The organism is Duganella fentianensis (assembly GCF_009857835.1).
In the GTDB taxonomy this organism is placed as follows: domain Bacteria; phylum Pseudomonadota; class Gammaproteobacteria; order Burkholderiales; family Burkholderiaceae_D; genus Rugamonas; species Rugamonas fentianensis.
In genome coordinates this window covers 401,500-426,138 of the sequence record NZ_WWCL01000003.1, presented here as the reverse complement: position 1 = coordinate 426,138, position 24,639 = coordinate 401,500, and the positions used below count along the sequence as shown (strand labels likewise).

Here is a 24,639-nt window from a genome sequence, read left to right as displayed (position 1 = left end):
AGCAGCATGCTGCTGATCGCCCCACTCATAGCCCCGATTCCTATGTCCCAGAACAGCACGCCGGCAGCCAAACATCAGGCCTTCGAAGCTTTAAAAATCCCCAGTTTCCCCATCTTTGTCGCCACCTTTGTATTGACCATGATGGCCGATAACGTCGAGCACGTTATCAGCTACTGGGTGGCCTTCGAAAAATTCCAGTCACCCACACTGGGCGGCTTTGCCGTGATCTCGCACTGGCTGCCCTATCTGCTGTTCTCGGTGGGCGTGGGTGCGCTGAATGACCGCTTCGATTCACGCCGCCTGATACAGATAGGCGGTGCGCTGTTTGCGCTGGTTTCGCTGGGCTGGGGCTATTTCTTCATCACCGATAGCCTGACCATACCGGCGGCCATGGTCCTGCTGGCGCTGCACGGGCTGGCCGGTGTGTTCTGGATGACCTCGAGTCAGGTGCTGCTGTACGACATCGTGGGTGTCGACAAGCTGGCCAGTGCTGTGCGCCTGAATTCGACGGCGCGCTATTTCGGCGTGCTGGTGGGACCGGGCGTAGGCAGCCTGATCATGTCGACGCTGGGGCCCTCCAAAGGCATACTGCTGAATGCCGCCCTGTATCTGCCGCTGCTGATCTGGCTGATGAACGCACCGGCGCCACATCGGGGTAAGCGCCTCGAACAATCGGCCGCACGCCGCGTGAACGGTCTGGCCGATATCTGGCAGACCATCGTCGCCGTGAAAAAAGTCCCCACGCTGGGCGTGATGATCCTGCTGTCCGGCGCCGCCTCCTTCTTTGTCGGCAACAGCTATCAGGCCCAGATGCCGGGCTTTGCCAGCGCGCTGGGCGGCATCTCGCCGGGCGTGGCCTATTCCATGCTACTGGCTGCCGATGCGGCCGGTGCCCTGTTTGCCGGCATTACGCTGGAAGCCGGCTTCCGCTTCACACGCGTCACGCCGACAGCGGCCATGGGCTTCGCCATCGCATGGGCCGTGTCGCTGGGCAGCTTCGCCATGACGCACAACTATGTGGTGGCACTGGTCTGCCTGTTTGCGGCAGGCTTCTGCGAACTCTCCTTCAGCAGCATGAACCAGACTATCGTGCAGATGAAAGCGCCGGACGCGATACGCGGCAAGGTACTGGGTCTGTTCGGCATGTCCTCCTCCGGCCTGCGCCTGTTCAGCGGGATTTTCGTCGGCCTGATCGGCAGCAAGGTCGGCATCCACTGGTCCATGCTGGGCGCTACCGTCGTGTTCGTCTGCGTGACGCTAGGCCTGCTCTACCTGAACCGCGAGAACAAAGTCTGAGGCCGGCTGCCCGGATATCAGGTCTGGCCTCTCCTGCGATTTTTGACGCAAGTCAAAATATTGGCGGCGCAAATTGACGGCGGGGATGGAATCTGGCTGGAAGGCAAATAATTCATTTGTGAGGTATCGAATGCTGCGAAGCAGCATCGTATCTCACGGCTACGGCGACAGAATCGGCTGTCAGCAAGGCGGGAGCAGGCAAATATAACTAGCCTCGCATGGCCGTGCACAAGCTCGCTAGCGATACGCTAAGTATTTGAAATTACGGGAATTTTCTGGTGCGGCTGGCGGGGATCGAACCCACGACCCTTGGCTTCGGAGGCCAATACTCTATCCACTGAGCTACAGCCGCGCTGGAGGGGATTTCTGAAGTGAGCCGTAGGATACCGTTTTATTCGTTCTGCGTCCATGGAAAGTGTCGTTTTGCGCGCTAACTCGTTTCCTAGCAGGCATTTTTGAGTCTATAATCGCCGATCAAGTAGAGCCTTTGCTCGGCTGTTGGTTGATCTTTTCACCCCCATCCGACTCTCAAATCAGTCTGTTAAGGAAATCATGAGCGACGCACATAACGAACACGAATCCGCCATCAAAACGCCTAAGCAGCTGGTCGCTGCTGTTATCGGCTTCTTCGCCGTAGTCATCATCGGTATCGTCCTGCTGGTTCAGTATGTCACCACCGACAAGCTGACCGGCCGTGGTTCGAACAGCCAGGAACCGGATGAAATCGCTGCCCGTCTGGCACCGGTTGCCGACAACGGCTTTACGCTGAAAGATGTGAGCGGTCCTAAAGTGCTGCAAACGGGCGAAGCCATCTACACCTCCACTTGCGCAGCCTGCCATGGCAGCGGCGCAGCCGGTGCACCGAAATTCGGCGACGCAGGCGCATGGGGTGCCCGTATTGCTCAAGGTTTCGATACGCTGGTTAAACACGCTAACGAAGGTCTGCGCGCCATGCCAGCCAAAGGCGGCAATCCTGAACTGGCCGACGTGGAAATCGCCCGCGCCGTAGCCTACATGGGCAACGCTGCAGGCGCCAAGTTCAAAGAACCGGAAGCACCAGCTGCTGCCGAAGCCAAATAAGCGCCTTCACCGCGCAGAAAAAAACCGGCCAGATGGCCGGTTTTTTTTCGTCCCCACCCAGCCTTAGCTGCACAGGCCCGGCGCCTTGCGCTCGACGAAATAGCGGTAGGTAAAAGTGCGCATCGGATACTTGGTCAGCGCGATCTCGAACGCGGGCGGCTGCACGTCGTAGCGCTCGGGCAGTTTTTCCTTCACGCGCAGACGCACGCGCCAGATGGTTTCATCACCCGTCGCACCGGCCACCAGCATGTCCGGCACTTTCGGAATCACATCGACGATTTCGGCGCGCGAATTGGTGGCGCGCTGGTAAAAGCTGACCAGCTCGGCCTTGGCCAGCACGGGGCCATGCGGCGCCGTCACCAGAAATTCGCGGCTCAGGAACATGGCGCGTTCACCGCGCGGCACCAGATACACAAAGGTGAACTCGGTGCTGCCATCGGCCTGCACCTGCGGCGAGGTGGTGGAGATGCTCACGCCACGGGGCAGGTTGTAGCGCGAGCCTTCCTGCCAGTCGCGGCATTCGGGCGTCTTCGCCATGTACAGATCGACGGGCGTAAAACTATCGCCGCAACCGGACAGCAGCACAGCAGTTAAAGCAGGTACGACATAACGCAGACGCATGGTTCAGCAACTTCCTTGATGATCAAGCCGCTAGTGTACCGCACAATAAAAAAGGGCAGCATCGCTGCGGCCCTCTTACTCGGCTAGTACCGGCTTACCACATGATCACGCGGTCTTTCGGTGCCAGATACATCTTGTCGCCCGGCTTCACGTCGAAGGCGTCGTAGAAGCCCGGCTGGTTGCGCATGGTGCCATTGGCGCGGAATTTACCCGGCGAATGCGGATCGGTCTTGATCTGCACGATCTGCTGGGCTTCACGCATTTTCATACGCCATACCTGAGCAAAGCCCATGTAGAAGCGCTGGTCACCCGTCAGGCCGTCGATGACCGGAGCTTTCTTGCCTTTCAACGACAGCTTGTAAGCTTTGTAGGCAATCGCCACGCCGCTGTTGTCGGCGATGTTCTCGCCCAGGGTCAGCTCGCCGTTGACGTTATAGCCGGGCAGCGGGCTGAACTGGTTGTACTGCTCGACCAGCATCTTGGTCTTGGCGGCAAAGTTCTTGTGGTCGGCAGCCGTCCACCAGTCACGCAGATTGCCGTCGCCGTCGTACTGGGCGCCCTGGTCGTCGAAGCCGTGGCTGATTTCGTGGCCGATGACGCCGCCGATGGCGCCGTAGTTAACGGCATCATCCGCATCCGCATTGAAGAACGGTGCCTGCAGTATCGATGCAGGGAACACGATTTCGTTCATTTCCGGATTGTAGTAGGCGTTCACGGTCTGTGGCGTCATGCCCCACTCGTCACGGTCGATCGGTTTGCCCAGCTTGTTCAGTTCCTTGTTGTACTCGAACTGGCGCGAACGCAGCATGTTACCGACCAGATCATCCTTGGCGATCACCAGCTTGGAGTAATCGCGCCAGTGGTTAGGGTAGCCGATCTTGGTGGTGAACTTGGCCAGCTTGGCTTGCGCCTGCTTCTTGGTGGTCGGGCTCATCCAGTCCAGCTTGTCGATGCTGGTCTTGTAGGCGGCCAGCAGGTTTTTCACCAGCACTTCCATGCGGGCTTTACGCTCGGCAGGGAAGTATTTCTCGACATACAGCTTGCCCACGGATTCACCCAGTGCGCCTTCGGTGGTCGAGACGGCGCGCTTCCAGCGTGGACGCATTTCCGTGACGCCGCTCAGCACCGTGCCGTAGAAGGCAAAGTTCTCGTCCACGAAGGCTTTGCTCAGGTAAGGCGCGCCAGCGCGCAGCAACTGCCACTGGAAGTAGGATTTCAGCGTGTCGACCGGGGTTGCGGCCAGCAGCGCGGTCATGCCCTTCAGGTAGCTAGGCTGGCCAACGATCACATAATTGACCTTGCCGGCGATGCCGGCAGCGCTCAGGTAAGCGTTCCAGTCGTAACCGGGTGCCACTTCGGCCAGCTTGGCGATGTCGACCTTGTTGTAGGCTTTGACCGGGTCACGCAGTTCCACCTTAGTCCATTGCAGCTTGGCCAGTTCGGTTTCGAACGCGACGATCTGCTTGGCGGTAGCAGCGCTGTTGGCGTCGCCGGCCAGTGCAAGCATCTTGGCTATGTGCTGTTCGTATTTGGCCAGAGCGTCCGCCAGTTTGGCGTCGTCGGCTTTCAGGTAGTAATCACGGTCCGGCAGGCCCAGACCGTCCTGACCCAGATCGACCACGTATTTGGTGGAATCCTTGTTGTCCTGATGGATGCCGAAGCCGAACGGGGCCGACACGCCGATTTCACCCAGATGGGCGATCAGCGCTGGCAGCTGGCTCTTGTCCGAGAAGGCGGCAATCTTGTCCATCTCGCCTTTCAGTGGGCTCAGACCCAGTTGCTCCAGACGGGCTTCATCCATGAAGCTCGCGTACAGGTCACCGATGCGCTGGGCATCGGCACCGGCCGACGGGTTGGCGGCGGCATTTTCAATAATCGCGCGCAGTTGCGGCTGGATGTCATCGCGCAGTTTGGCGAAGCTGCCCCAGCTCGATTTGTCGGCGGGGATTTCCGTGGTCGCCAGCCATTTGCCGTTCAGGTGGGCAAACAGGTCGTCCTGTACACGGACGGCAGGGTCGATGTATTCGACGGCGATACCGGAAGCCAGGGTTTTAGGAGCAACTTTGGCACTGGCCGGAGCAACACTTTTGGTATTGTCGGCAGCACCTGCGAGACCGGCGATCAGGCTCAGGGTCAGGGCACTTACGAGATGACGTTTCACGTTTTATCCTTCTTGATAGGGAAACAAAGAGGCCGATACACAATGATGGGCCGGACTAATTTATAGCACACGGCCCACCCCGGATAAAGGCTTACCACATATTGACGCGTTCTTTCGGCGCCAAATACATTTTATCGCCCGGTTTTACTTCAAAAGCGTTGTAAAAACCGGCTTGATTACGCAGCGTGCCATTGGCGCGGAAGCGGTCCGGCGAGTGCGGATCGGCCTTCAGATAGACGATTTGCTGGGCGTCGCGGGTCTTGCTGCGCCATACCTGGGCAAAGCCCATGTAGAAACGCTGGTCGCCCGTCAGGCCGTCGATCACGGGCGCGGGCTGGCCCTGCAGTGACAACTGGTAAGCTTTGTAGGCGATGGCGGCGCCGGAATTGTCGGCAATATTCTCGCCCAGCGTCAGCTCGCCATTCACGCGGTAGCCGGGCAGCGGGCTAAACGCGTTGTACTGCTTGACCAGCATCTTGCTGCGCGCCGCGAAGTTCTTGTGGTCGGCCGCCGTCCACCAGTCGCGCAGATTGCCGTCGCCATCATACTGGGCGCCCTGATCGTCGAAGCCGTGGCTGATTTCATGGCCGATCACGGCACCGATGGCACCATAGTTGACGGCATCATCCGCATCCGCGTTGAAGAACGGCGGCTGCAGGATCACGGCCGGGAACACGATTTCATTGAGTTCCGGGTTGTAATAGGCGTTCACCGTCTGCGGCGTCATGCCCCACTCGGCGCGATCGATAGGCTTGCCCAGCTTGTTCACTTCCTTGGCATACTCGAAAGCGTGCGAGCGCTGCACATTGCCCACCAGATCATCGGCCTTGACCGTCAGCGCCGAATAGTCGCGCCACTTGTCGGGATAGCCTATCTTCACCATGAACTTGGACAGCTTGTCCTGCGCCTGCTGCTTGGTGGCCGGCCCCATCCAGTCCAGCGTCGTGATGCTTTGCCTGAAGGCGGCCAGCAGGTTCTGCACCAGCGCTTCCATGCGCGCCTTGCGCTCGGCCGGGAAGTACTGCTGCACATACAGCTTGCCCAGACTTTCGCCGAGCGCGCCATCGGTCGCGTTGACGGCGCGCTTCCAGCGCGGCTGCTGTTCTTTCACATCGCTGAGCACCGTGCCATAGAAGGCAAAGTTCTCGCGCGCAAACGGCTGCGACAGATAGGCCGCATGGGCATGGATCACCTGCCAGCGGAAATACGCCTGCCAGGTGGCCAGCGGCGTGGTTTGCAGCAGCCCGTTCACGCCTTTGATAAAACTGGGCTGGCTCACGATCACGTAATCGACCTTGCCGCCTATGCCAGTATCGGCCAGCCAGGTGGTCCAGTCGAAACCGGGCGCCAGCTTGTTCAGCTGGGCCAGCGGCACTTTGTTATAGGCTTTGACAGGATCGCGCAGCGCCACTTTGTCCCACTGCAGCCTGGCCAGCGCCGTTTCCAGCGCAACGATGGCGCGTGCCTCGGCATCGGGCTGGGTGCTGCCGGCCAGCGCCAGCATGCGGCTCACATGCTGCTGGTACTTGGCCAGCGTGTCGGCCATCGTGCGGTCCGACTTTTTCAGATAGTAGTCGCGGTCCGGCAGGCTCAGGCCATCCTGAGCGAGATCGGCCACGTAGCGGGTGGAATCCTTGTTGTCCTGATGGATCAGGAAGCCGAACGGCGCCGTCACACCTAGCCGGTGGTAATGGGCGAACAGGGCAGGCAGCTGAGCCTTGTCACGCAAGGCGGCCACGCGGTCCAGCTCGGGCTGGATGGGGCTCAGACCCAGTTGCTCCAGCCGCGCTTCATCCATATAGCTGGCGTAGAAATCGCCGATGCGCTGGGCATCGCTGCCGGCCTGCTTGCTGCTGTCATTGGCCGCCGCTTCGATCAGGGCGCGCAGCTGCGGCTTGGTGTCGTCATCGAGCTTTTCGAACGAGCCCCAGCTCGACTTATCGGCTGGGATTTCCGTCTGCGCCAGCCAGCGGCCATTCACGTGATTAAAGAAATCATCCTGCGCACGCACACTGGTATCGGCACCGGCACGATCCACACCAGCCAGTTTGGGCTGGGCCTGTACACCAGCCGTGGCCAGCAGCCCCAGCATCAATGCACTCAACAGATAGGTTTTCAAAGCGGGCTCCCGTGATGGACGTGATAGCAAAGGCAGAACAATAACAAAAAGGCCACGGTATGTGTCATACCTTGGCCTTTTTTATTGCGTGGAAACGATTACCAGATATTTACCCGCTGTTCTGGCGCAACATACATCTTGTCACCGGGCTGCACACCGAACGCTTCATAGAAGCCGGCCTGATTGACCAGCGTGCCATTGGCGCGGAACTGGCCCGGCGAATGCGGATCCGTCTTGATCAGCACGATCTGCTGCTTGTCGCGCACCTTGGCGCGCCACACCTGGGCAAAGCCCATGTAGAAGCGCTGGTCGCCCGTCAGGCCGTCGATCACGGGGGCCGGTTTGCCCCCCAGCGACAGCTTGTAAGCCTTGTAGGCGATAGCCAGACCGGAGTTATCGGCGATGTTCTCGCCCAGCGTCAGGGCACCATTGACGTTATAGCCTTTGACAGGGCTGTAGGCGTCGTACTGCTTGACCAGCGCATCCGTCTTCAGCTTGAAGTTGGCGCGATCCTGCTTGCTCCACCAGTCGCGCAGATTGCCGTCACCATCGGACTGGCTGCCCTTGTCGTCGAAGCCGTGGCTGATTTCGTGGCCGATCACGGCACCGATGGCGCCATAGTTGACGGCGTCGTCAGCGCGCGCATCGAAGAACGGCGGCTGCAGAATGGCGGCCGGGAACACGATCTCGTTTTTCGACGGGTTGTAATAGGCGTTCACCGTCTGCGGCGTCATGCCCCACTCTTCGCGGTCGACCGGCTTGCCCAGTTTCTCCACCATGCGCTGGTAGGAGAAGGTCGCCGCGCGCATGGCGTTACCGATCAGGTCATTCTTCTTGATGGCCAGCGCGCTGTAATCGCGCCACTTGTTCGGGTAGCCAATTTTCGGCGTGAACTTGGCCAGCTTGGCCTGCGCTTCCGTCTTGGTTTCAGGGCTCATCCAGTCCAGCGCATCGATGCTGGTCTTGTAGGACGCCAGCAGATTCTGCACCAGCACTTCCATGCGGGCTTTGCGCTCAGGCGGGAAATGCTGCGCCACGTACAGCTTGCCCAGCACTTCACCAAGGCTGCCCTCCACCAGACTGACGGCCGACTTCCAGCGCGGCGGCTTGACGGCCACGCCCGTCAGCGCGGTGCTGAAGAATGCGAAGTGGGCATCGGCGAAATCATGCGACAGATACGGCGATGCACGGCGCAGCAGGGCCCATTCGAAGTAAGCCTTCCACGTGGCCAGTTCGGTTTTCTCCATTACGCTGTTCAGCGCCGTGAGGTAGCTCGGCTGGTTGACGATCACGTAATCGGTCTTGCCGGCCACGCCGGCTGCGGCCAGTGCGCCCTGCCAGTCATAGCCGGGCGACAGCGTGGCCAGTTCCTGCAAGCCCATCTTGTTGTAGCGTTTGACGGGGTCGCGGTTTTCCACCTTGGTCCACTGCACTTCGGCCAGCGCCGTTTCCAGTGCCACGATGGCTTTCGCGCTAGCTTCCGGCTCGCTATGGCCGGCCAGCTTGAGGATGTGGGCAATGTGGGCCTGATACTTGGCCAGCACGCTGGCCATTTCGGCGTCATCTTTTTTCAAGTAGTAGTCGCGATCCGGCAGACCCAGGCCGCTCTGCGAAATACCCACGGCGTACATGGTGGAGGCACGCGCATCCTGGCTCACATAGATGCCGTAAGGCGTGCCGACGCCGATTTCGCTCAGGTGGGCGATCAGGCGCGGGAAGGCTTTCTTGTCCTTGATGCCGCGGATGTGATTGAGTTCGCCGGCCAGCGGTTTCACGCCCAGCGCATCCAGCTGTTTTTCGTCCATATAGCTGGCGTACAGGTCGCCGATCTTCTGCGCATCGCTGCCGGTCTTGTGCTTCTTGTCGGCGTCGGCCGCTTCGATGATGCTGCGCAGCTGCGGCAGCACATCATCACGCAGCTTGGCAAAGGTGCCCCAGCTGGATTTGTCTTCAGGGATCTCGGTGGTCTTCAGCCACGTACCGTTCAGGTACTGGAAGAAGTCATCCTGCGCGCGTACGCTGCGGTCGATGAACTGGGTATCGATGCCGGAAATCGGCGTCGCATCATGGGCGCTGGCAAAAGCAGCCATCAGGCTCAGGGCTAGCGTGCTCAGTACAAAACGTGTTTTCAATTGAGGTCTCCGTTAGAACTTCAGTTCATATTTAACGCTCCAGGCCACATAGGTCTGGTTGCTGGTGTAGGCCGCTTGTGACAGCCCGTTGGTCGTAACGATATTGCTCCCGAGGGCGCTTTCCGCCATCAGATTGTTAGCCGAGATGCGCAGCTGCTGCAGACTGTCGATTTTCCACAGGCCGTAGACATCGAAGGAACGCTTGCGGCTGGTACCGATTTCCTGCGTCAGGCTGCTCTGCACCAGCGTCGGCGCGGTCCAGTTCATATTCGCGCCCAGCGTCAGCGGCAGCGCCTTCATGCGGTAATCCATGCCCAGATTGGCGGTCTGCCTGGGTTGCGCATCCAGATGGTTGTTCGGGCCGGGAATGTCGTCCACGCTGGACCAGAAGCGGCTGTAGTTGGAGCGCAGATCGATGGCCGGGCCCTGCTGCAGCAATTCCTGCAGCTGGAACTTGGCTTCCAGTTCTATGCCCTTGGTGCGGGCATGGCCGATGTTCTGCGGCGTGGAGACCCAGCGTAGCCCGGTCGAGGTCTGTTCCTGCTGCACGACACGGCGGATCAGATTATCGATGTTACGGACAAAGCCCGTTGCGCTGATGATGCCGCTGCGGCCCACATAATGTTCATAGGCCAGATCGAGGCCGGTGGCCAGTTCCGGTTTCAGATTCGGGTTGCCCGTGCGGTCGGGACGGGTGGCGCTATTCAGGCGTGCGATCGATGGCAGCGCAATCAGGTCCTGCACACTGGCCGCCTTGTAGCTACGGGTCAGACTGGCGCGCAGCTGGTCTTTCTCGCGCCCGGGGATGCGGTACACGGCATGCAGCAAGGGGCTGAACACGCTGCTGCTGTTGTTGATATCGCCCGTAGCGCGGCTGCTGGTAGTGCGTATGCCTTCCCAGCGCAGGCCGCCATAGCCCGACCATTGCGAGGAGATATCCCATTCGTCCTGTGCGTACAGGGCCAGACGGCGGCTATCGGCTGTCAGGTTATCGCCCGATTCGGCAAACTGCGGCACGCCGTTCTGGTCCACCGATACCTTGGTTTCGACGCGGTGGCCCAGCTCCACATCCCAGCCGGCGGCCAGACCGTGGTTGCGGCCCAGCGGCGTGGTGTACTTGCCACCGCTATTGAAACTGTGCTCGCGCACGGACGAGGTATCGGTAAAGCTGTCCTGCAGCTTGCCCGCACCGTCGTACTGGGCGCGCTGGGTATCGTTATCGCTGCTGCCATGGCCGAAGCCGAATTTCACGTCGAGTTTGGACGCGCCTTCCAGCTTGTGGATCCAGTTGCCGAAGCCGCGCATGTAGGTGCCCGAGTAATGGGTCTTGCTCAGCGCCGCCACATATTCGGGCGGCTGCTGCAGGGCCGGCGGCACCAGCCCGGTGTTCTGGCCCAGATCGCTGCGCGCATCGCCATGGCTGCGGAAGCTCATGATGAAAGGCTGGAAGTTGAGCGTATCGCCACCGTCGAATTTATACGACAGGCGCGGCGTGAAGTGCACGCCATAGGCCGTACGGCGGCTCTGCTCGAGCACGTTCTGGTCCTTGAGCACCACGCCATCGGCGCGGGTGTCGCGGTTATAGGTCAGGCTGTTATCGTGCGGCAGATTTTCGAACAGCGAAGCGGACAGCAGATAGGTCAGCTGGCCCACCTTGCCGGGCGCCGTCAGCGATACGTTCGGCGCATGGCGGCCCTGCTCTATCGTGTCGGTCAGCTTGAGCTGCTTGTCGCGCTGCTGGTAGCCATCGCGCAGCACGATGTTGATGGTGCCGGCAATCGCTTGCGCGCTATGTTCAGCCACCGGGCCGCGCATGATCTCCACCCGCTCGACCTGATCGGGCGACAGCGATTCCATGGAAAAACCGGCCGGCGGCCGTTCGCCATTCAGCAGCACCTGGGTATAGCCATTGCCCATGCCGCGCATGCGCACATCGCCACCACGGCCGGGACGGCCACCCAGGGTCACGCCGGGCAGGCGCTTGAGCACATCGCCCAGATTGCTGTCGCCATTGCGGTCCAGCTCTTCGCGGCTAAAAATCTGTTTGCCGGCAACGGAGTTGCGGCGCTCATCGAGATCGCTGGCGCGCCCGCCCGTCACATTCACCTGCTGCACGGGCTTGCCGTCCGGGCCCAGCGAGGGCTTGCCGGCGGAGCCGCCCAGTTCGTTTTGCGCGATCGCATTGGACGCGCCCAGCAGTGCCATACAGGCGTAAGGAATCAGTTTGCTCATAGGGCCGCTATTTTACTGGCAGCCCTCAGGACAAGCGCATACAGTCGCAGAATGTTACTTTACGATACACAGCCGCTGGCAGCGGCCATGCCCGGCTGTTGTTTCTGCTGCCATTTCAGCTGCCACCACCGGGCATGGGCAGGTTCAGGCTGCTGCCACCGGGGCCGCTGATACTGGCCCCGCCACCGCCGCGCCGGCCGCCGCCATGGCGCCCTTCGCCGCCTTCTTCGCGGCGCGGGCCAGCACCACCGGCCCCGCCATGCTCGGGCACACGCTGCAGCTGCTCGGCCACCAGTTGCACCACCGTCTGGCGCTGGCTTTCGCTCAGGGCGTCATTGACCGTCAGCCACCATTCGCGCAGCAGCTTTTCCTCGTTCGCGGCCGAGGCCGCTTCTTTTTCCACGGCCCGGGCCAGATCGCGCAGTTCCACATTCGTGCCCTTCAGGCCATCCTGCAAGGCAGCCTGCATCTGCTCGCGGCGGCTCTGGCGTTCGCGCAGCAGGTTGCGTGTCTTGTTCTCCGTCTGCTGCCACAGGATCAGCTGGTTGCTGTTCAGGTTGAGCGACTTTTTCAGCTCGGCAGCCATGGGCAGATAATCCTCGGCCCGCATCTCCATGGCGGGCAAAGCCCAGGCGGGCACCAGCGCAGCGCCCAGCACCAGCGCCGCCATACTGCGGCGCCAGCCCCTCATCATTCTTGCTTGCATAAACACTCCATCAAAAAGCCCGCGGTGCTCGGCAATCGCAAGCGGGGCAAAAAAAAGCCTGCGCTTGGGGCGCAGGCGAAAAACCACTTCAGGGTAGAGAGAAATACGAGTTCAGTGTAGGCCGCGTTTTCGCAGGCGGAAGGGCTTCTTACATTTGCTTACCGACCTTTACGCGATCTATACAAGCTGCGGGTAATTGCAAACTCATCCATCTGCCCAGGCCCTGCTGGTGCGCTGCTTTTGTCAAGCCACACCGTGGTAAATCCGGGTAAAGGTATAAATCATTTCGTGACGGCTAAAACGCTTTCCGGAAATCAGGTTTATACTGAATCCAGCACGTTGCCGCGAATACTCAAGGGCGGCCGCGGCACTCTGCAACATTAGATAGGTGGCAATATGGGCAAGAAACTCAAGAATACTGGCCTGATCGGCCTCGGTGTCGTGGCCGGCATTGCCGTGTCGCTGCAATTCTCGGCCATGGCACAAAAGCCGGTGGAACAGCCGCTGCCGCTGGAAGAATTGCGCCAGCTGGCCGATGTGTACGGTCTGATCAAATCCGACTACGTGGAAAAAGTCGATGACAAGAAACTGCTGACGGAAGCCATTTCCGGCATGGTGGCGTCGCTCGATCCCCATTCCGCCTACCTCGACAAGCGCGCCTACGCCGAGCTGCGCGAAGGCTCGCAGGGCAAGTTTGTCGGCCTCGGCATCGAGATCGGCGAGAACGAAGATGGCTATATCAAAATCGTCGCGCCCATCGAAGATTCGCCAGCCTGGCGTGCCGGCATCAAGCCGGGCGACCTGATCAGCCGGCTCGACAACAGCCCCGTCAAAGGCATGAGTCTGGAAGACTCGATCAAGAAAATGCGCGGCGAACCCCATAGCAAGGTCAGCCTGACGGTGCTGCGCAAGGGCGAGCCGGAGCCGCTGGTATTCCAGCTCACGCGCGAAGAAATCCAGCAGAAAAGCGTGAAGGGCAAAATCGTCGAACCCGGCTACGCCTGGCTGCGCATCGCCCAGTTCCAGGACCCCACAGTGGACGATCTGGCTGCCAAGATCACCGAACTGTACAAGCAGGACCCCAATCTGAAAGGGCTGGTGCTCGATCTGCGCAACGATCCGGGCGGCGTGCTGCAAGGCGCCATCGGCGTGGCGGCGGCCTTCCTGCCCAAAGACGCAGCCATCGTCTCGACCAATGGCCAGCTGTCCGATTCCAAGCAGATTTTCTACGGCCGCCCCGAATACTATGCCGTGCATAACGAGAGCGATGCACTGGCCAGGCTGCCCGCCGCCATCAAGCAGATTCCGCTGGCCGTGCTGGTCAACAGCGGCTCCGCCTCGGCTTCCGAAATCGTCGCCGGCGCGCTGCAGGATTACAAACGGGCCCAGATCATCGGCAGCCAGACTTTCGGCAAGGGCAGCGTGCAGACCATACGCCAGCTCACGGCCGATACGGCCGTCAAGCTGACCACGGCGCGCTACTACACGCCGAACGGCCGTTCCATCCAGGCCAAGGGCATCGCGCCCGATCTGGCGGTAGACGAGTACGCCGATGGCGACGGCCTCAACGCCCTGCGTCCGCGCGAAGCGGATCTGGACAAGCATCTGGTCAATGACCGCGATCAAGAAGGTGTGCGCGCCCGCCACGAAGAACCGGAAGAGCAGCTGCGTCTGGTAACGCAGGAGAAAAAGCGCAAGCCGCTCGAATACGGCAGCAGCGACGACTTCCAGCTGCAGCAGGCGCTCAACCATCTGAAGGGCTTGCCCGTGCAGATGGCCAGACCGGAAACCCGAGTGGTACAGGTAGGCGCCGCTGCAGCCGGCCGCGGCGGCAGCAAATAGGCCGTCCGACGGTACGGCAGAGATGGCGGCGCCTGCGGGGCGCCGCTTTTAATTTCGCCTATCGTGCAGTCATTGTGTAGAATTTGCGTCATTAATGGTGCAAGCCATTGCCTAATTTGAAAGTTTAACTATGAAACAAGCCGTCATCAGCGGTACCGGTCTCTACACCCCAGCCCAGTCCATCTCGAATGAAGAGCTGGTGCAGTGCTTCAACACGTACGCCGAGCAATTCAATGCCGAGCATGCCGCAGCCATTGCCGACGGCAGTGTGAAGGCGCTGGAGCTGTCCAGCGTGGCCTTCATCGAAAAAGCTTCCGGCATCAAGTCGCGCTACGTGATGGAAAAGAGCGGCATCCTCGATCCGCAACGCATGGTCTCGCGCATCGCCGAACGCAGCGACGACGAACTGTCGCTGCAGGCAGAAATCTGCGTAGCTGCGGCCCGTCAGGCGCTGGAACGTGCCAACCGCACGGCAGCCGATATCGACATGGTGCTGGTGGCCTGCTCGAATATGCAGCGCGCCTATCCGGCCATGGCGGTGGAAGTGCAAGGCGCACTCGGTATCGAAGGCTATGGCTTCGACATGAACGTGGCCTGCTCCTCGGCCACCTTCGGCATCCAGCAAGCCGTTGCTGCCGTGCAGAGCGGCCAGGCCCGTGCCGTGCTGGTACTCAATCCGGAAATCACCAGCGGCCACCTGAACTGGCGCGACCGCGACAGCCACTTCATCTTCGGCGATGCCTGCACTGCCATCGTGATCGAAGCGGCCGACACGGCCACCAGCGCGCAGCGCTGGGAAATCGTCGAGAGCAAGCTGAAAACCAGCTTCTCCAACAACATCCGCAACAACTTCGGCTTCCTCAACCGCTTCGACGAAGCCGGCGTGGGCCAGCCGGACAAACTGTTCCGCCAGCAGGGCCGCAAAGTGTTCAAGGATGTCTGCCCGATGGCGGCCGAAATGATCAAGGACACCATCGCCGGCGCCGGTCTGGAAGTGCCGCAGGTAAGCCGCTACTGGCTGCATCAGGCTAACCTGAACATGAACCTGCTGATCAGCCGCATGGTGCTGGGCCGCGACGCCGAACCGGGCGAAGCACCGGTGATTCTGGACACCTACGCCAACACCTCGTCGGCCGGTTCCGTGATCGCCTTCCACAAGCACTCGGACGATATGCAGCCGGGCCAGCTGGGCGTGATCTGCTCCTTCGGCGCCGGTTACTCTATCGGCTGCGTGGTGGTCAAACGCCTCTGATTCTGCGTCCTGCATACTGGCCGGCGCCATGCCGGCCAGCGTTTTCCTGCCTCAGGCCAGCGCCTTACCGAAGCGCATAGCGCCCGGTAGCAGCCCTTCGCGGAAATAGAAGCGCTGCGCCAGCACATTCCCCAGCCCCGTATCCAGCACCAGCCGGGTGCAGCCGGGTGCATCCGGCCTGCTGCGCCAGCACCGTCAGCTGCGACAGCAACAGCGCGCCCCAGCGGCGGCAGCGGTGGGCCGGTGCCGCCACCAGATCATCCACATACAGGAAGCGGCCGTACACCGTGTTCTCCTGCAGACGGTAGCCCGCCAGCGCCACCACCTCGGCGCCATCCCACTTGGCGAGAATGCGGTAATGCTGCTCGCGCTGGCGCAGCATCTGCTCCACAAACGCCTGCTCCGATGCCAGATGCGGCCGCAACTCTTTCATGACCGGATAGCAGGCACGCAGCTCCTGTTCGGTTTCCACGATCTTCATGTCCACTCCTTGCAAAAACCTTATCGTAGGCGGCCGATGGCATAATCCACAGAGCCATGAAATAACATTTGGAATAGACCATGAAATTTCTCGACCTCGATGCCAGCGCCAGCGAGCCGCTCTACCGCCAGATCTACACGCGCCTGCGCAATGCCATCACGGATGGCCTGCTGCAGGCGGGCGACCGGATTCCTGCAGCCCGTGCGCTGGCGCTGGAACTGGGGCTGGCACGGGGCACGGTGGAATCGGCCTATGCCCTGCTGGTAGCGGAAGGCTATGTCGAGGCCCGTGGGCAGGCCGGCACCGTCGTCACCAGCGCACTGGCCCGCCGCACCGCCGTGACGCCGCCACAGCATCCGCTGCCGGCGCACGATAATCTGGGCCATGCCACCAGCTCTACCCTGCCCTTCCAGATGGGCATACCGGCGCTGGACGCCTTTCCGCGCAAGGTATGGGCGCGGCTGGCCGCGCGTGCCGTGCGCGCCACCGGACCGGACGCCATGATCTACCCGCCCTGGGCCGGCCTGCCCGAACTGCGCATTGCCATTGCGGCCTATCTGCAGCTGTCGCGCGGGATCAACTGCACACCGTCGCAGGTATTCGTCACCAGCGGCTACCGCAACAGCATGGAGCTGGTGGCGCGCGCCCTGCTGCAGCCGGACGATCAGGTCTGGGTAGAAGATCCCGGCTATCCGCCCACGGCCGAACTGCTGCGCGCGGCCCACCTGCAGCCGGTCCCCGTGGCCGTCGATGGCGAAGGCCTGATGGTGGCGCATGGCATCGCCAGCGCGCCGCGCGCGCGTGCCGCCATCGTCACGCCGGCCCATCAGAGCCCGCTGTGCGTTGCACTGTCGCTGCCACGCCGGCTAGCCTTGCTGGACTGGGCCGCGCAAGCCGCTGCCTGGGTAGTGGAAGACGATTACGACGGCGAATACCGCTATCAGGGCCGGCCCCTGCCGGCGTTGCAGAGCCTGGACCGCAATGGCCGCGTGCTGTACTCGGGCACCTTCAGCAAAGTGCTGTTCCCGGCCATACGGCTGGCCTATCTGGTGGTGCCACCGGCGCAGGTGCCGCGCTTCGACGAAATCAGCCGCACCTTTGCGGCCGGCGGCGCCACGCTGATGCAGCAGATCGTGGCCGACTTCATGAACGAAGGCCATTTCGCCCGCCATATCCAGCGCATGCGCCGCCTGTACGGCGAGCGCCGCCAGCTGGCCGCCAACGCACTCACCGCCGTACTGGGCAAGCACATGCTGGTCGATCCCCAGCCAGGCGGCATGCATCTGGTGCTGCGCATGAAAGGCCGCCATACCGACCGCACGCTGGCGGCACGCATGCGCGCGCATGGCATGGCGGCACATGCACTGTCCGAGCGCGGCATGCTGCCACACGGCGCCTCGGCGCTGCTGCTGGCCTTCACCAACATCGATACGCCGGCCCGCGCACGGGCACTGGGCCAGCGCATACTCAAACTTATGGACTAGACTGAATCACACTTCTTGGCTCTACTGCACTAGGCCATCAGCCCGCACAATGGTTCCATCGCAACCACCCTAGGAAGGGAATCATCATGAGCAAACGCCTGGAAGTCTTCAAACTGGCACCACAACCCTACCAGCATCTGCTGGCCATCAAGGACTACGTTTCCGCCGCCCTGCCGGCCGAGCTGCTGGAACTGGTCTATCTGCGCGTGTCGCAAATCAATCACTGCGCCTTCTGCATCGACATGCACACGCGCGATCTGCTGAAGCTGGAAGTGGGCTCGGAGAAGATCGCCCTGCTGCCCGTGTGGGATGAAGCGGCGCCCCTGTTCAGCGCAGCGGAACGTGCTGCGCTGGCCTGGGCCGAGAGCGTCACCCGCGTCGAGCAGACCCGCGTGCCGGACGAGGTGTACCAGCACGCAGTGGAGGTGCTGGGCGAACAGACGCTGGCCGATCTCACCGTCGCCGTCACGCTGATGAACGCTTTCAACCGCTTCAGCGTCAGCATGCGCCGTGCACCGGCCGCGCTGGCTGCACTGGCCTGATCCGGCCAGAACCGGCCCTTGCGCCTTCTGCCATGACGCGCTGAAGGCCAATCCGGCCAGTGCTGCCCCGGCAGTGCTCCAGCTTGTGCTACGCTGCGGCTTTCAGCCCGCCTTTCGCCACAGGAGCCGCGCCCGCATGCATCACAACCTCAGCCTGATCACCACCATCGCCGCAGCACTGGGAACCGGGCTGCTGTTCGGCTATATCGCCACCCGCCTCAAGCTGCCGGCACTGGTCGGCTATCTGGCCGCCGGCATCATCATCGGTCCGGCCACACCGGGCTTCGTGGCAGATACGGTGCTGGCAGGCCAGCTGGCCGAAATCGGCGTGATGCTGATGATGTTCGGGGTCGGCCTGCACTTCTCGCTGGACGACCTGTGGGCCGTACGCAAGATCGCCCTGCCCGGTGCCATTCTGCAGATAGGCTTCGCGACGGCCCTCGGCATGGGGCTGGCCCTGTACTGGGGCTGGAGCGTGGGCGGCGGTCTGGTGTTCGGGCTGGCGCTATCCGTGGCCAGCACCGTGGTACTGCTGCGCGCACTGGAAGAACGCAGCATCCTCGATAGCCTGAACGGGCGCATCGCCGTGGGCTGGCTGGTGGTGGAAGATCTGGTGACGGTGCTGGTACTGGTGCTGCTGCCGGCACTGGCCGTGCCGCTCGGCGGCAGCCTGCCCGCCGCAGCCCAGCATGAAGCAGGCGGCAGCCTGTGGACCACGCTGGCCATCACGCTGGGTCAGGTAGCAGCTTTCATCGCCCTGATGCTGGTGGTAGGCCGCAAGCTGTTCCCGTGGATACTCTGGCAGGTCGCGCGCACCGGCTCGCGCGAGCTGTTCACGCTGTGCGTGATCGCCGCCGCCGTGGGCATCGCCTACGGCTCCACCCACTACTTCGGCGTATCGTTCGCGCTGGGCGCCTTCTTTGCCGGCATGGTGCTGCGCGAATCGGCACTGGCCCACCGCGCGGCGGAAGAATCGCTGCCCCTGCGCGACGCCTTTGCCGTGCTGTTCTTCGTCTCGGTGGGCATGCTGTTCGAACCGGCCATCATCATCCAGCAGCCTTTGAAACTGCTGGCCGTGGTGTTCATCATCGTGTTCGGCAAATCCGTTGTGGCCTTCCTGCTGGTGCTGCTACTGCGCTATCCCGCCAAGAGCGCGCTGCTGATTTCGGCCAGTCTGGCGCAGATCGGCGAGTTCTCCTTCATTCTGGCGGCACTGGGCCTGTCGCTGGGACTGATGCCGGCCGAAGGCCAGAGCCTGATCCTGGCCGGCGCCATCATCTCGATTGCGCTCAACCCGCTGGTGTTCCATACCCTGACGCCGCTGGAGCGCCTGCTAGGCCTGAACAGCAAGCTGGCGGCCCGCTTCGAACGCACCACCGACCCGCTGGCCATGCTGCCCATGTCCGTGCCGCAGGAGCAGCTCTCGGGCCACGTGGTACTGGTGGGCTATGGCCGCGTAGGGCGGCGCATCGCCGATGCGCTGGAAGCACAAGGCATCGCCGTGGTGGTGGCGGAGCAGAACCGCGAACTGGTGGATGCACTGCGCCAGCGCGGCATCCACGCCGTGGCCGGCAATGGCGGCGAAACGTCCGTGCTGATACAGGCCCACGTGGCGCGCGCCGCCATGCTGGTGATCGCCACGCCCGACACTTTCGAAGTGCGCGCCATGATAGAAACGGCGCGCACGCTGAACCCGCACATCCAGACCGTGGTGCGCACCCATAGCGACAGCGAAGCGGAGCTGCTGCGCAGCGAGCGGGCTGGCGAAATCTTTATGGGCGAGCAGGAACTGGCCAAGGGCATGAGCGCCCACGTGCTGGCGCAGTTCGCACAGAAACAGCAACGGCCGCACTGAACCAGCTGCGGCCGTTGCGCTGACAGATAGCCAGTAGCCGGCCCGCAGCAGCAATGCTAGCGGGCGGCTACATTCAGAAGCGCGCGGCCAGTTCGGCGCCTTCGCGGATGGCGCGCTTGGCATCGAGTTCCGCTGCCAGCGCAGCGCCACCGATCTTGTGGAAGCGCGGCCAGCCCGGATGGCCTTTGATTTCCGCTTCGCCCGGCATCAGCTCGTTCAGGCTGTCCTGACCGGCGCACACCACCACGTTATCGACCGACAGCAAGCGCTGTTCGCCGCCGACGGTGATATGCAGGCCCTGATCATCGATGCGGTCGTACTGCACGCCGGACAGCATCACCACGCCATTACGCGCCAGCACGGCACGGTGTACCCAGCCAGAGGTCTTGCCCAGCCCTGCACCCGGCTTGGACGTCTTACGCTGCAGCAGATACAGCTGGCGCACCGGTTCCGGCTGTTCGGCCGGAGTCAGGCCACCGGCCGTGTTGCCCTGCAAATCCACGCCCCATTCGCGCGCCCACACATCAAGCGCCAGCGGCAGCGGATGACGGCTGTCATGCAGCAGGTATTCGCCCATATCGAAACCGATCCCGCCCGCGCCGATGATGGCCACGCGCTTGCCCACCGGCGCCTTGTTCTGCAGCACATCCACATACGACAGCACTTTCGGATGGTCTATGCCCTCGATAGGCGGACGACGCACCTTGATGCCGGTGGCCACCACCACTTCATCGTAGCCATCCTGTATCAGCTGTTCGCGGCTGACGCGCACGCCGAGGCGCAGCTTGACGCCGGTGATTGCCAGCTTGCGTTCGAAGTAGCGTATGGTCTCGCGGAACTCTTCCTTGCCCGGCACCTGCATGGCGATGCGGAACTGGCCACCGATCTGTTCATTGCCATCGAATAGCGTCACGTCATGGCCGCATTCGGCCGCCACCGTGGCCGCCGACAGGCCGGCAGGACCGGCGCCCACCACGGCCACGCGGCGCTTCTTCTGCGCCGGCGCATACACCAGTTCCGTTTCGTGACAGGCACGCGGGTTGACCAGGCAGCTGGCACGCTTGTTGGAGAAAGTGTGATCGAGGCAGGCCTGATTACAGCCGATGCAGGTATTGATTTCGTCGGCGCGGCCTTGCGCGGCCTTGTTGACGAAGTCCGCATCGGCGAGGAAGGGACGGGCCATGGAAATCATGTCGGCATCGCCGCGGCGCAGTATGTCTTCCGCTTCGTTCGGCATATTGATGCGGTTCGAGGCCACCACGGGGATAGTCACTTCGCGCCGCAGGCGGCCGGCCAGACCGGCAAAGGCGCCGCGCGGCACCGAAGTCACGATGGTCGGTACGCGCGCTTCGTGCCAGCCGTAGCCGGAATTGAGTATCGTCACGCCGGCATGCTGCAGCGCTTTGGCTACCGTCACCACGTCTTCCCAGGTATTGCCGCCTTCGACCAGATCGAGCAGCGAATGGCGGTACATGATAATGAAGTCAGGGCCCACTTCGGCGCGTATGCGCTTGACGATTTCCACCGGCAGGCGCATGCGGTTTTCGATGCTGCCACCCCAGCGGTCAGTGCGCAGATTGGTGCGCGCACACAGGAACTGGTTGAGCAGATAGCCTTCGCTGCCCATCACTTCCACGCCGTCGTAGCCGGCATCGCGCGCCAGTTTGGCGCAGCGGGCGTAATCACGGATGGTGGTTTCGATACCGGCTTCCGTCAGTGCGCGCGGCTTGAACGGCGAGATCGGCGATTTTTTTTCCGAGGCCGATACCACCAGCGGCTGATAGCCATAACGGCCTGCGTGCAGAATCTGCATCAGGATCTTGCCGCCTTCCTCGTGCACGGCCCTGGTGACGCGGCGGTGATTCAGCACGTCGCCCTTGAAATTGAGCGTGCCGCCGAACGGCAGCAGCCAGCCGGACCGGTTAGGCGAGATACCGCCCGTGACGATCAGCCCCACACCACCACGCGCCCGTTCGCGGTAGAACGCGGCCAGTTTGCCGTAGTGGTAGAAGCGGTCTTCCAGACCGGTGTGCATCGATCCCATCATCACGCGGTTGCGCAATTTGGTGAAGCCGAGATCGAGGGGGGCCAGCAGATGAGGATAATTTGTCATTGTCGTTGTTATATCAGACCTAGGGATCACGGCATTAAAACCCAAATCTCTAGATCCGGGCTTCTAAAGTCCCCCCGCAAGAGGTGGAATAGCCGTGAGCGTGTGCTCGCGCACTTGTATTCTGCACCCCTTTCCCTTACGCTGACACGATGACGCGATTCTTTCTGTTTCTGTTGTTTTCCGTGAGCTGGGCCCCGCTGGTGCAGGCGCAGACGGCGCGCCCGGAACTGCCCAAGCTGGAAGTCTCGGTCAACCGCATCGAAATCGACGGCCAGAAAATGTATGAAGTCGATGCCACCGGCACCGTCTCGGCGCCGCTGCCGCGCGTGTGGAAAACCCTGACCAACTATGAACGCATGGCCGACTTCGTGCCGGATATGGAGTCGTGCAAAGTCCTGTCGCGCAATGGCAATGAAGTGGTGATCGAACAATTCGGCGTGGCCCGCTTCCTGTTCATGACGCGGGCCATCCATCTGATCGTGCGCGCCACCGAACAGCCCATGTCGTCTATCGACATTGCGCTGGTCTCGGGCGATATGAAGCACTACGAATCCCACTGGGAGCTGATCCCCGTGCCGGAAACGGGCGGCACCAAGGTGGTGTACAGCGGCCGCCTGATGCCGAACTTCTATGTGCCCGGCATCCTCGGGGCCAAGATGGTACGCGGCGATATCGAGCGCATGATGGGCGCCGTGCTGGCCCGGCTGGACCGGCGCGACGACGCCCGCTGATATGCGGGCCAGGCCTGAAAATCAGGCCAGATAGGTATCGCGCTTGCGCAGCTCGGCGAAGTTTTCCAGACTGCCAACCTTGATCAGCACCGGATTGAGGCTCAGATTGGCCTGCATGGCGCGCCATGCAAACTGCCATTCCTGCTCCGGCGCTTCGGCCGCCGTCTTGCTGAAGGCTGCGCCCAGCGCCGCGCGCACACCATATTCCACCGCACCATCGATACCCGCCCAGCTGGGCAGGGCGCGCTGCACGGCGCGGTGTACACGCTCGCCGAATTCTTCCGTGTTATGGATGATCAGGCAGCTGTCGGCAGCAAACAGTTCAAACAGCCTGGGCTCCCACACTTGCGAGAAGCTCAGCGTCAGGCAGCTGGCCGCCGGTGTAAGGATGAACTGGCCCTGCGTCAGCGCCAGCTCCAGATCTTCGTGGATGCCGTAGCGGTACAGGGTGGGGGGACGTTGGTAGTCGTGCATAAAAACTCTTACTGGTGAGGTTATTTGAGCGGGCGGCGCACGTGGCGGTGCGACCGCATGGAAGCCGAGGCGATGAAAATCTCGCGCAGCAGATAGCAGAAGCTACCGATCAGCGCCAGCATGGCCACCACGAACATGCCCGCAATATATTTGTCGAGTGCGATATTGGTGATATCGCCCAGGAATAGCATGGCAATCACCAGACAGATCAGCAGCCCGCAGGCAGTCGACAGGGTGATCGAAGAATTGATCAGGTGCGAACGCTGGTAGAGCACGTCCAGTTCGTTCAGGTAGACGTCGCTATAGCCCACATCGAGGCGGTCTTCCAGCACACGCGAGCGGTCGATAATGCGCGCCAGCCGGTTGGTCAGTACCATCAGATTGGTACATACCCCCGTCAGCAGGAAAACCGGCGCAATCGCTAGCTGGATGATATGGCCTACGTCGCCAACTTGTATATTCATGGAAACAATGAGTAGTGAGGTAACGCTAGTGTAACAGCCCGCCAGCACGGCGGGCGGGGCTTCAGTCGAAGCGGCGCTGCCGTTTGAACTGCTCGGTTGCCTGCACCAGCGCCTGCGAAATGCCGTACTCCATGGCGCCATGGCCGGCATCGGCCACCATTTTCAGCACCGAACCGGGCCAGGCCTGATGCAGCTGCCATGCCGTCACGGGCGGGCAGATCACATCGTAGCGGCCCTGCACGATCACTGCCGGCAGATGGGCAATACGGTCGATCTGGCGCAGCAGCTGTTCCTCCGTGAAGAAGCCCAGATTGGCCATGTAATGGGCTTCCAGCCGGCCCACGCCCAGATCGAGCGCATCGGATGACGCTTCGTCCGGCTGCGGCAGCAGGAACACGCGGCGCCCTTCGAAGCGGCTCCAGGCCCGTACGGCAGGCAGGTGCACGTCCGGATCGGGGTCCATGATGCGGGCCAGATAGGCTTGCAGCAGATCGCCGCGCTCGGCTTCGGGTATGTGGGCAATGAATTCCTCATGGATTTCAGGATGGAACCAGCGCGCGCCATGCAGGAACCAGTCCACTTCGCGCTGGGTGCAGAGGAAAATCCCGCGCAGCACGAAGCCGAGGCAGCGTTGCGGATGCGCTTCGCCGTAGGCCAGCGCCAGCGTCGACCCCCAGGAGCCGCCGAACACCAGCCACTGATCAATGCCGGCCTGCACGCGCAGGCGTTCGATATCTTCGATCAGCAACTGGGTGGTGTTGCGGCGGCATTCGCCCAGCGGCAGCGATTTGCCCGCGCCGCGCTGGTCGAACAGGATCACGCGGTACTGTTGCGGATCGAAAAAGCGCCGGTGCTGGGGCGACAGGCCGGCACCGGGGCCGCCGTGCAGGAAAATCACGGGTATGCCGGCAGGATTCCCCACTTCTTCCCAGTAAATCGTGTGCAGTTCATCCACCGCCAGCATGCCGTGGCGGCTAGGCGTGATAGGTGGAAACAGCGGCGAGTTCAATTCAGACATGGCTATCCTCATGGCGGCGATAGCAGATTGTACGAA

The 24,639-nt window shown here is 61.9% G+C and carries 19 protein-coding genes and 1 tRNA gene; 8 read left to right on the top strand and 12 right to left on the bottom strand.

From position 1 onward, the window contains the following. The first annotated feature begins 42 nt into the window (after positions 1-42). On the top strand, positions 43-1,296 hold the full coding sequence (locus GTP23_RS15005) for an MFS transporter (RefSeq protein WP_161035902.1): 1,254 nt from the start codon (positions 43-45) through the stop codon (positions 1,294-1,296). A 276-nt stretch (positions 1,297-1,572) separates the two neighbouring features. Here the strand turns inward: GTP23_RS15005 and GTP23_RS15000 are convergent. Next, positions 1,573-1,648, bottom strand: a tRNA-Arg gene (locus GTP23_RS15000). 200 nt (positions 1,649-1,848) lie between these two features. Here GTP23_RS15000 and GTP23_RS14995 point away from each other — a divergent pair. Then, the gene (locus GTP23_RS14995) at positions 1,849-2,376 is read left to right on the top strand and encodes a c-type cytochrome (RefSeq protein ID WP_161035901.1); all 528 of its coding nucleotides are present in this window, start codon (positions 1,849-1,851) and stop codon (positions 2,374-2,376) included. Between the two features lie 63 nt (positions 2,377-2,439). Here GTP23_RS14995 and GTP23_RS14990 read toward each other — a convergent pair whose 3' ends face one another. The 6 genes from GTP23_RS14990 to GTP23_RS14965 form a co-directional block, all read right to left on the bottom strand. Next, positions 2,440-2,997, bottom strand: coding sequence for a hypothetical protein (locus GTP23_RS14990; protein WP_161035900.1), 558 nt, complete (start codon positions 2,995-2,997; stop codon positions 2,440-2,442). Positions 2,998-3,091: 94 nt separating this feature from the next. Beyond that, entirely contained in the window at positions 3,092-5,158 is a 2,067-nt protein-coding gene (locus tag GTP23_RS14985) for a M13 family metallopeptidase (RefSeq protein ID WP_161035899.1), read from the bottom strand. 91 nt (positions 5,159-5,249) lie between these two features. Continuing rightward, positions 5,250-7,250: a M13 family metallopeptidase gene (locus tag GTP23_RS14980; protein WP_202412233.1), complete on the bottom strand. Its 2,001-nt coding sequence runs from the start codon at positions 7,248-7,250 to the stop codon at positions 5,250-5,252. A 125-nt stretch (positions 7,251-7,375) separates the two neighbouring features. Further along, positions 7,376-9,367 carry a M13 family metallopeptidase gene (locus GTP23_RS14975; RefSeq protein ID WP_161036227.1) on the bottom strand — a complete coding sequence of 664 codons (1,992 nt, stop codon included), beginning with the start codon at positions 9,365-9,367 and terminating at the stop codon, positions 7,376-7,378. A 54-nt stretch (positions 9,368-9,421) separates the two neighbouring features. Continuing rightward, positions 9,422-11,641: a TonB-dependent receptor plug domain-containing protein gene (locus tag GTP23_RS14970; RefSeq protein ID WP_161035897.1), complete on the bottom strand. Its 2,220-nt coding sequence runs from the start codon at positions 11,639-11,641 to the stop codon at positions 9,422-9,424. A 115-nt stretch (positions 11,642-11,756) separates the two neighbouring features. After that, a complete protein-coding gene (locus GTP23_RS14965; protein WP_161035896.1) occupies positions 11,757-12,347 on the bottom strand; it encodes a hypothetical protein in 591 nt (196 codons plus the stop codon). A gap of 396 nt (positions 12,348-12,743) precedes the next feature. On the opposite strand from GTP23_RS14965, the gene GTP23_RS14960 reads away from it, so the two are divergent. Next, positions 12,744-14,189, top strand: a complete 1,446-nt coding sequence (locus GTP23_RS14960; RefSeq protein WP_161035895.1) for a S41 family peptidase — start codon at positions 12,744-12,746, stop codon at positions 14,187-14,189. A gap of 130 nt (positions 14,190-14,319) precedes the next feature. After that, positions 14,320-15,441, top strand: a complete 1,122-nt coding sequence (locus GTP23_RS14955) for a beta-ketoacyl-ACP synthase III (protein WP_161035894.1) — start codon at positions 14,320-14,322, stop codon at positions 15,439-15,441. Positions 15,442-15,505: 64 nt separating this feature from the next. Here the strand turns inward: GTP23_RS14955 and GTP23_RS14950 are convergent, their stop codons facing one another. Beyond that, a complete protein-coding gene (locus GTP23_RS14950; RefSeq protein WP_308494807.1) occupies positions 15,506-15,922 on the bottom strand; it encodes a GNAT family N-acetyltransferase in 417 nt (138 codons plus the stop codon). A gap of 80 nt (positions 15,923-16,002) precedes the next feature. On the opposite strand from GTP23_RS14950, the gene pdxR reads away from it, so the two are divergent. The 3 genes from pdxR to GTP23_RS14935 all read left to right on the top strand — a co-directional run bounded on the left by pdxR (position 16,003) and on the right by GTP23_RS14935 (position 19,803). Next, positions 16,003-17,406 carry a MocR-like pyridoxine biosynthesis transcription factor PdxR gene (gene pdxR / locus GTP23_RS14945; protein WP_161035893.1) on the top strand — a complete coding sequence of 468 codons (1,404 nt, stop codon included), beginning with the start codon at positions 16,003-16,005 and terminating at the stop codon, positions 17,404-17,406. A gap of 86 nt (positions 17,407-17,492) precedes the next feature. Beyond that, a complete protein-coding gene (locus tag GTP23_RS14940; RefSeq protein ID WP_161035892.1) occupies positions 17,493-17,948 on the top strand; it encodes a carboxymuconolactone decarboxylase family protein in 456 nt (151 codons plus the stop codon). Positions 17,949-18,084: 136 nt separating this feature from the next. Beyond that, positions 18,085-19,803, top strand: a complete 1,719-nt coding sequence (locus GTP23_RS14935) for a cation:proton antiporter domain-containing protein (protein ID WP_161035891.1) — start codon at positions 18,085-18,087, stop codon at positions 19,801-19,803. Between the two features lie 73 nt (positions 19,804-19,876). Here the strand turns inward: GTP23_RS14935 and GTP23_RS14930 are convergent, their stop codons facing one another. After that, a complete protein-coding gene (locus GTP23_RS14930) occupies positions 19,877-21,916 on the bottom strand; it encodes an NADPH-dependent 2,4-dienoyl-CoA reductase (RefSeq protein WP_161035890.1) in 2,040 nt (679 codons plus the stop codon). Between the two features lie 149 nt (positions 21,917-22,065). On the opposite strand from GTP23_RS14930, the gene GTP23_RS14925 reads away from it, so the two are divergent. Beyond that, the gene (locus GTP23_RS14925; RefSeq protein WP_161035889.1) at positions 22,066-22,647 is read left to right on the top strand and encodes an SRPBCC family protein; all 582 of its coding nucleotides are present in this window, start codon (positions 22,066-22,068) and stop codon (positions 22,645-22,647) included. A 21-nt stretch (positions 22,648-22,668) separates the two neighbouring features. Here GTP23_RS14925 and GTP23_RS14920 read toward each other — a convergent pair whose 3' ends face one another. The 3 genes from GTP23_RS14920 to pip all read right to left on the bottom strand — a co-directional run bounded on the left by GTP23_RS14920 (position 22,669) and on the right by pip (position 24,603). Next, positions 22,669-23,121 (bottom strand): hypothetical protein, encoded by a 453-nt coding sequence (locus GTP23_RS14920; protein WP_161035888.1) that lies wholly within the window; start codon positions 23,119-23,121, stop codon positions 22,669-22,671. A gap of 20 nt (positions 23,122-23,141) precedes the next feature. After that, the gene (locus GTP23_RS14915; protein WP_161035887.1) at positions 23,142-23,585 is read right to left on the bottom strand and encodes a DUF2721 domain-containing protein; all 444 of its coding nucleotides are present in this window, start codon (positions 23,583-23,585) and stop codon (positions 23,142-23,144) included. A 61-nt stretch (positions 23,586-23,646) separates the two neighbouring features. Further along, positions 23,647-24,603: a prolyl aminopeptidase gene (gene pip, locus GTP23_RS14910; RefSeq protein ID WP_161035886.1), complete on the bottom strand. Its 957-nt coding sequence runs from the start codon at positions 24,601-24,603 to the stop codon at positions 23,647-23,649. Positions 24,604-24,639: the final 36 nt, after the last annotated feature.

Excerpts from the sequence above, each read along its gene's own strand:
- GTP23_RS14995 (WP_161035901.1), top strand. The coding sequence starts at position 1,849 with ATGAGCGACGCACATAACGAACACGAATCCGCCATCAAAACGCCTAAG.
- GTP23_RS14955 (WP_161035894.1), top strand. The coding sequence starts at position 14,320 with ATGAAACAAGCCGTCATCAGCGGTACCGGTCTCTACACCCCAGCCCAG.
- GTP23_RS14940 (WP_161035892.1), top strand. The coding sequence starts at position 17,493 with ATGAGCAAACGCCTGGAAGTCTTCAAACTGGCACCACAACCCTACCAG.
- GTP23_RS14925 (WP_161035889.1), top strand. The coding sequence starts at position 22,066 with ATGACGCGATTCTTTCTGTTTCTGTTGTTTTCCGTGAGCTGGGCCCCG.
- GTP23_RS15005 (WP_161035902.1), top strand. The coding sequence starts at position 43 with ATGTCCCAGAACAGCACGCCGGCAGCCAAACATCAGGCCTTCGAAGCT.
- GTP23_RS14980 (WP_202412233.1), bottom strand. The coding sequence starts at position 7,250 with ATGCTGGGGCTGCTGGCCACGGCTGGTGTACAGGCCCAGCCCAAACTG.
- GTP23_RS14970 (WP_161035897.1), bottom strand. The coding sequence starts at position 11,641 with ATGAGCAAACTGATTCCTTACGCCTGTATGGCACTGCTGGGCGCGTCC.
- pdxR (WP_161035893.1), top strand. The coding sequence starts at position 16,003 with ATGAAATTTCTCGACCTCGATGCCAGCGCCAGCGAGCCGCTCTACCGC.
- GTP23_RS14950 (WP_308494807.1), bottom strand. The coding sequence starts at position 15,922 with ATGAAGATCGTGGAAACCGAACAGGAGCTGCGTGCCTGCTATCCGGTC.
- GTP23_RS14965 (WP_161035896.1), bottom strand. The coding sequence starts at position 12,347 with ATGCAAGCAAGAATGATGAGGGGCTGGCGCCGCAGTATGGCGGCGCTG.
- GTP23_RS14930 (WP_161035890.1), bottom strand. The coding sequence starts at position 21,916 with ATGACAAATTATCCTCATCTGCTGGCCCCCCTCGATCTCGGCTTCACC.
- GTP23_RS14935 (WP_161035891.1), top strand. The coding sequence starts at position 18,085 with ATGCATCACAACCTCAGCCTGATCACCACCATCGCCGCAGCACTGGGA.
- GTP23_RS14915 (WP_161035887.1), bottom strand. The coding sequence starts at position 23,585 with ATGAATATACAAGTTGGCGACGTAGGCCATATCATCCAGCTAGCGATT.
- GTP23_RS14960 (WP_161035895.1), top strand. The coding sequence starts at position 12,744 with ATGGGCAAGAAACTCAAGAATACTGGCCTGATCGGCCTCGGTGTCGTG.
- GTP23_RS14975 (WP_161036227.1), bottom strand. The coding sequence starts at position 9,367 with ATGGCTGCTTTTGCCAGCGCCCATGATGCGACGCCGATTTCCGGCATC.
- GTP23_RS14920 (WP_161035888.1), bottom strand. The coding sequence starts at position 23,121 with ATGCACGACTACCAACGTCCCCCCACCCTGTACCGCTACGGCATCCAC.
- pip (WP_161035886.1), bottom strand. The coding sequence starts at position 24,603 with ATGTCTGAATTGAACTCGCCGCTGTTTCCACCTATCACGCCTAGCCGC.
- GTP23_RS14990 (WP_161035900.1), bottom strand. The coding sequence starts at position 2,997 with ATGCGTCTGCGTTATGTCGTACCTGCTTTAACTGCTGTGCTGCTGTCC.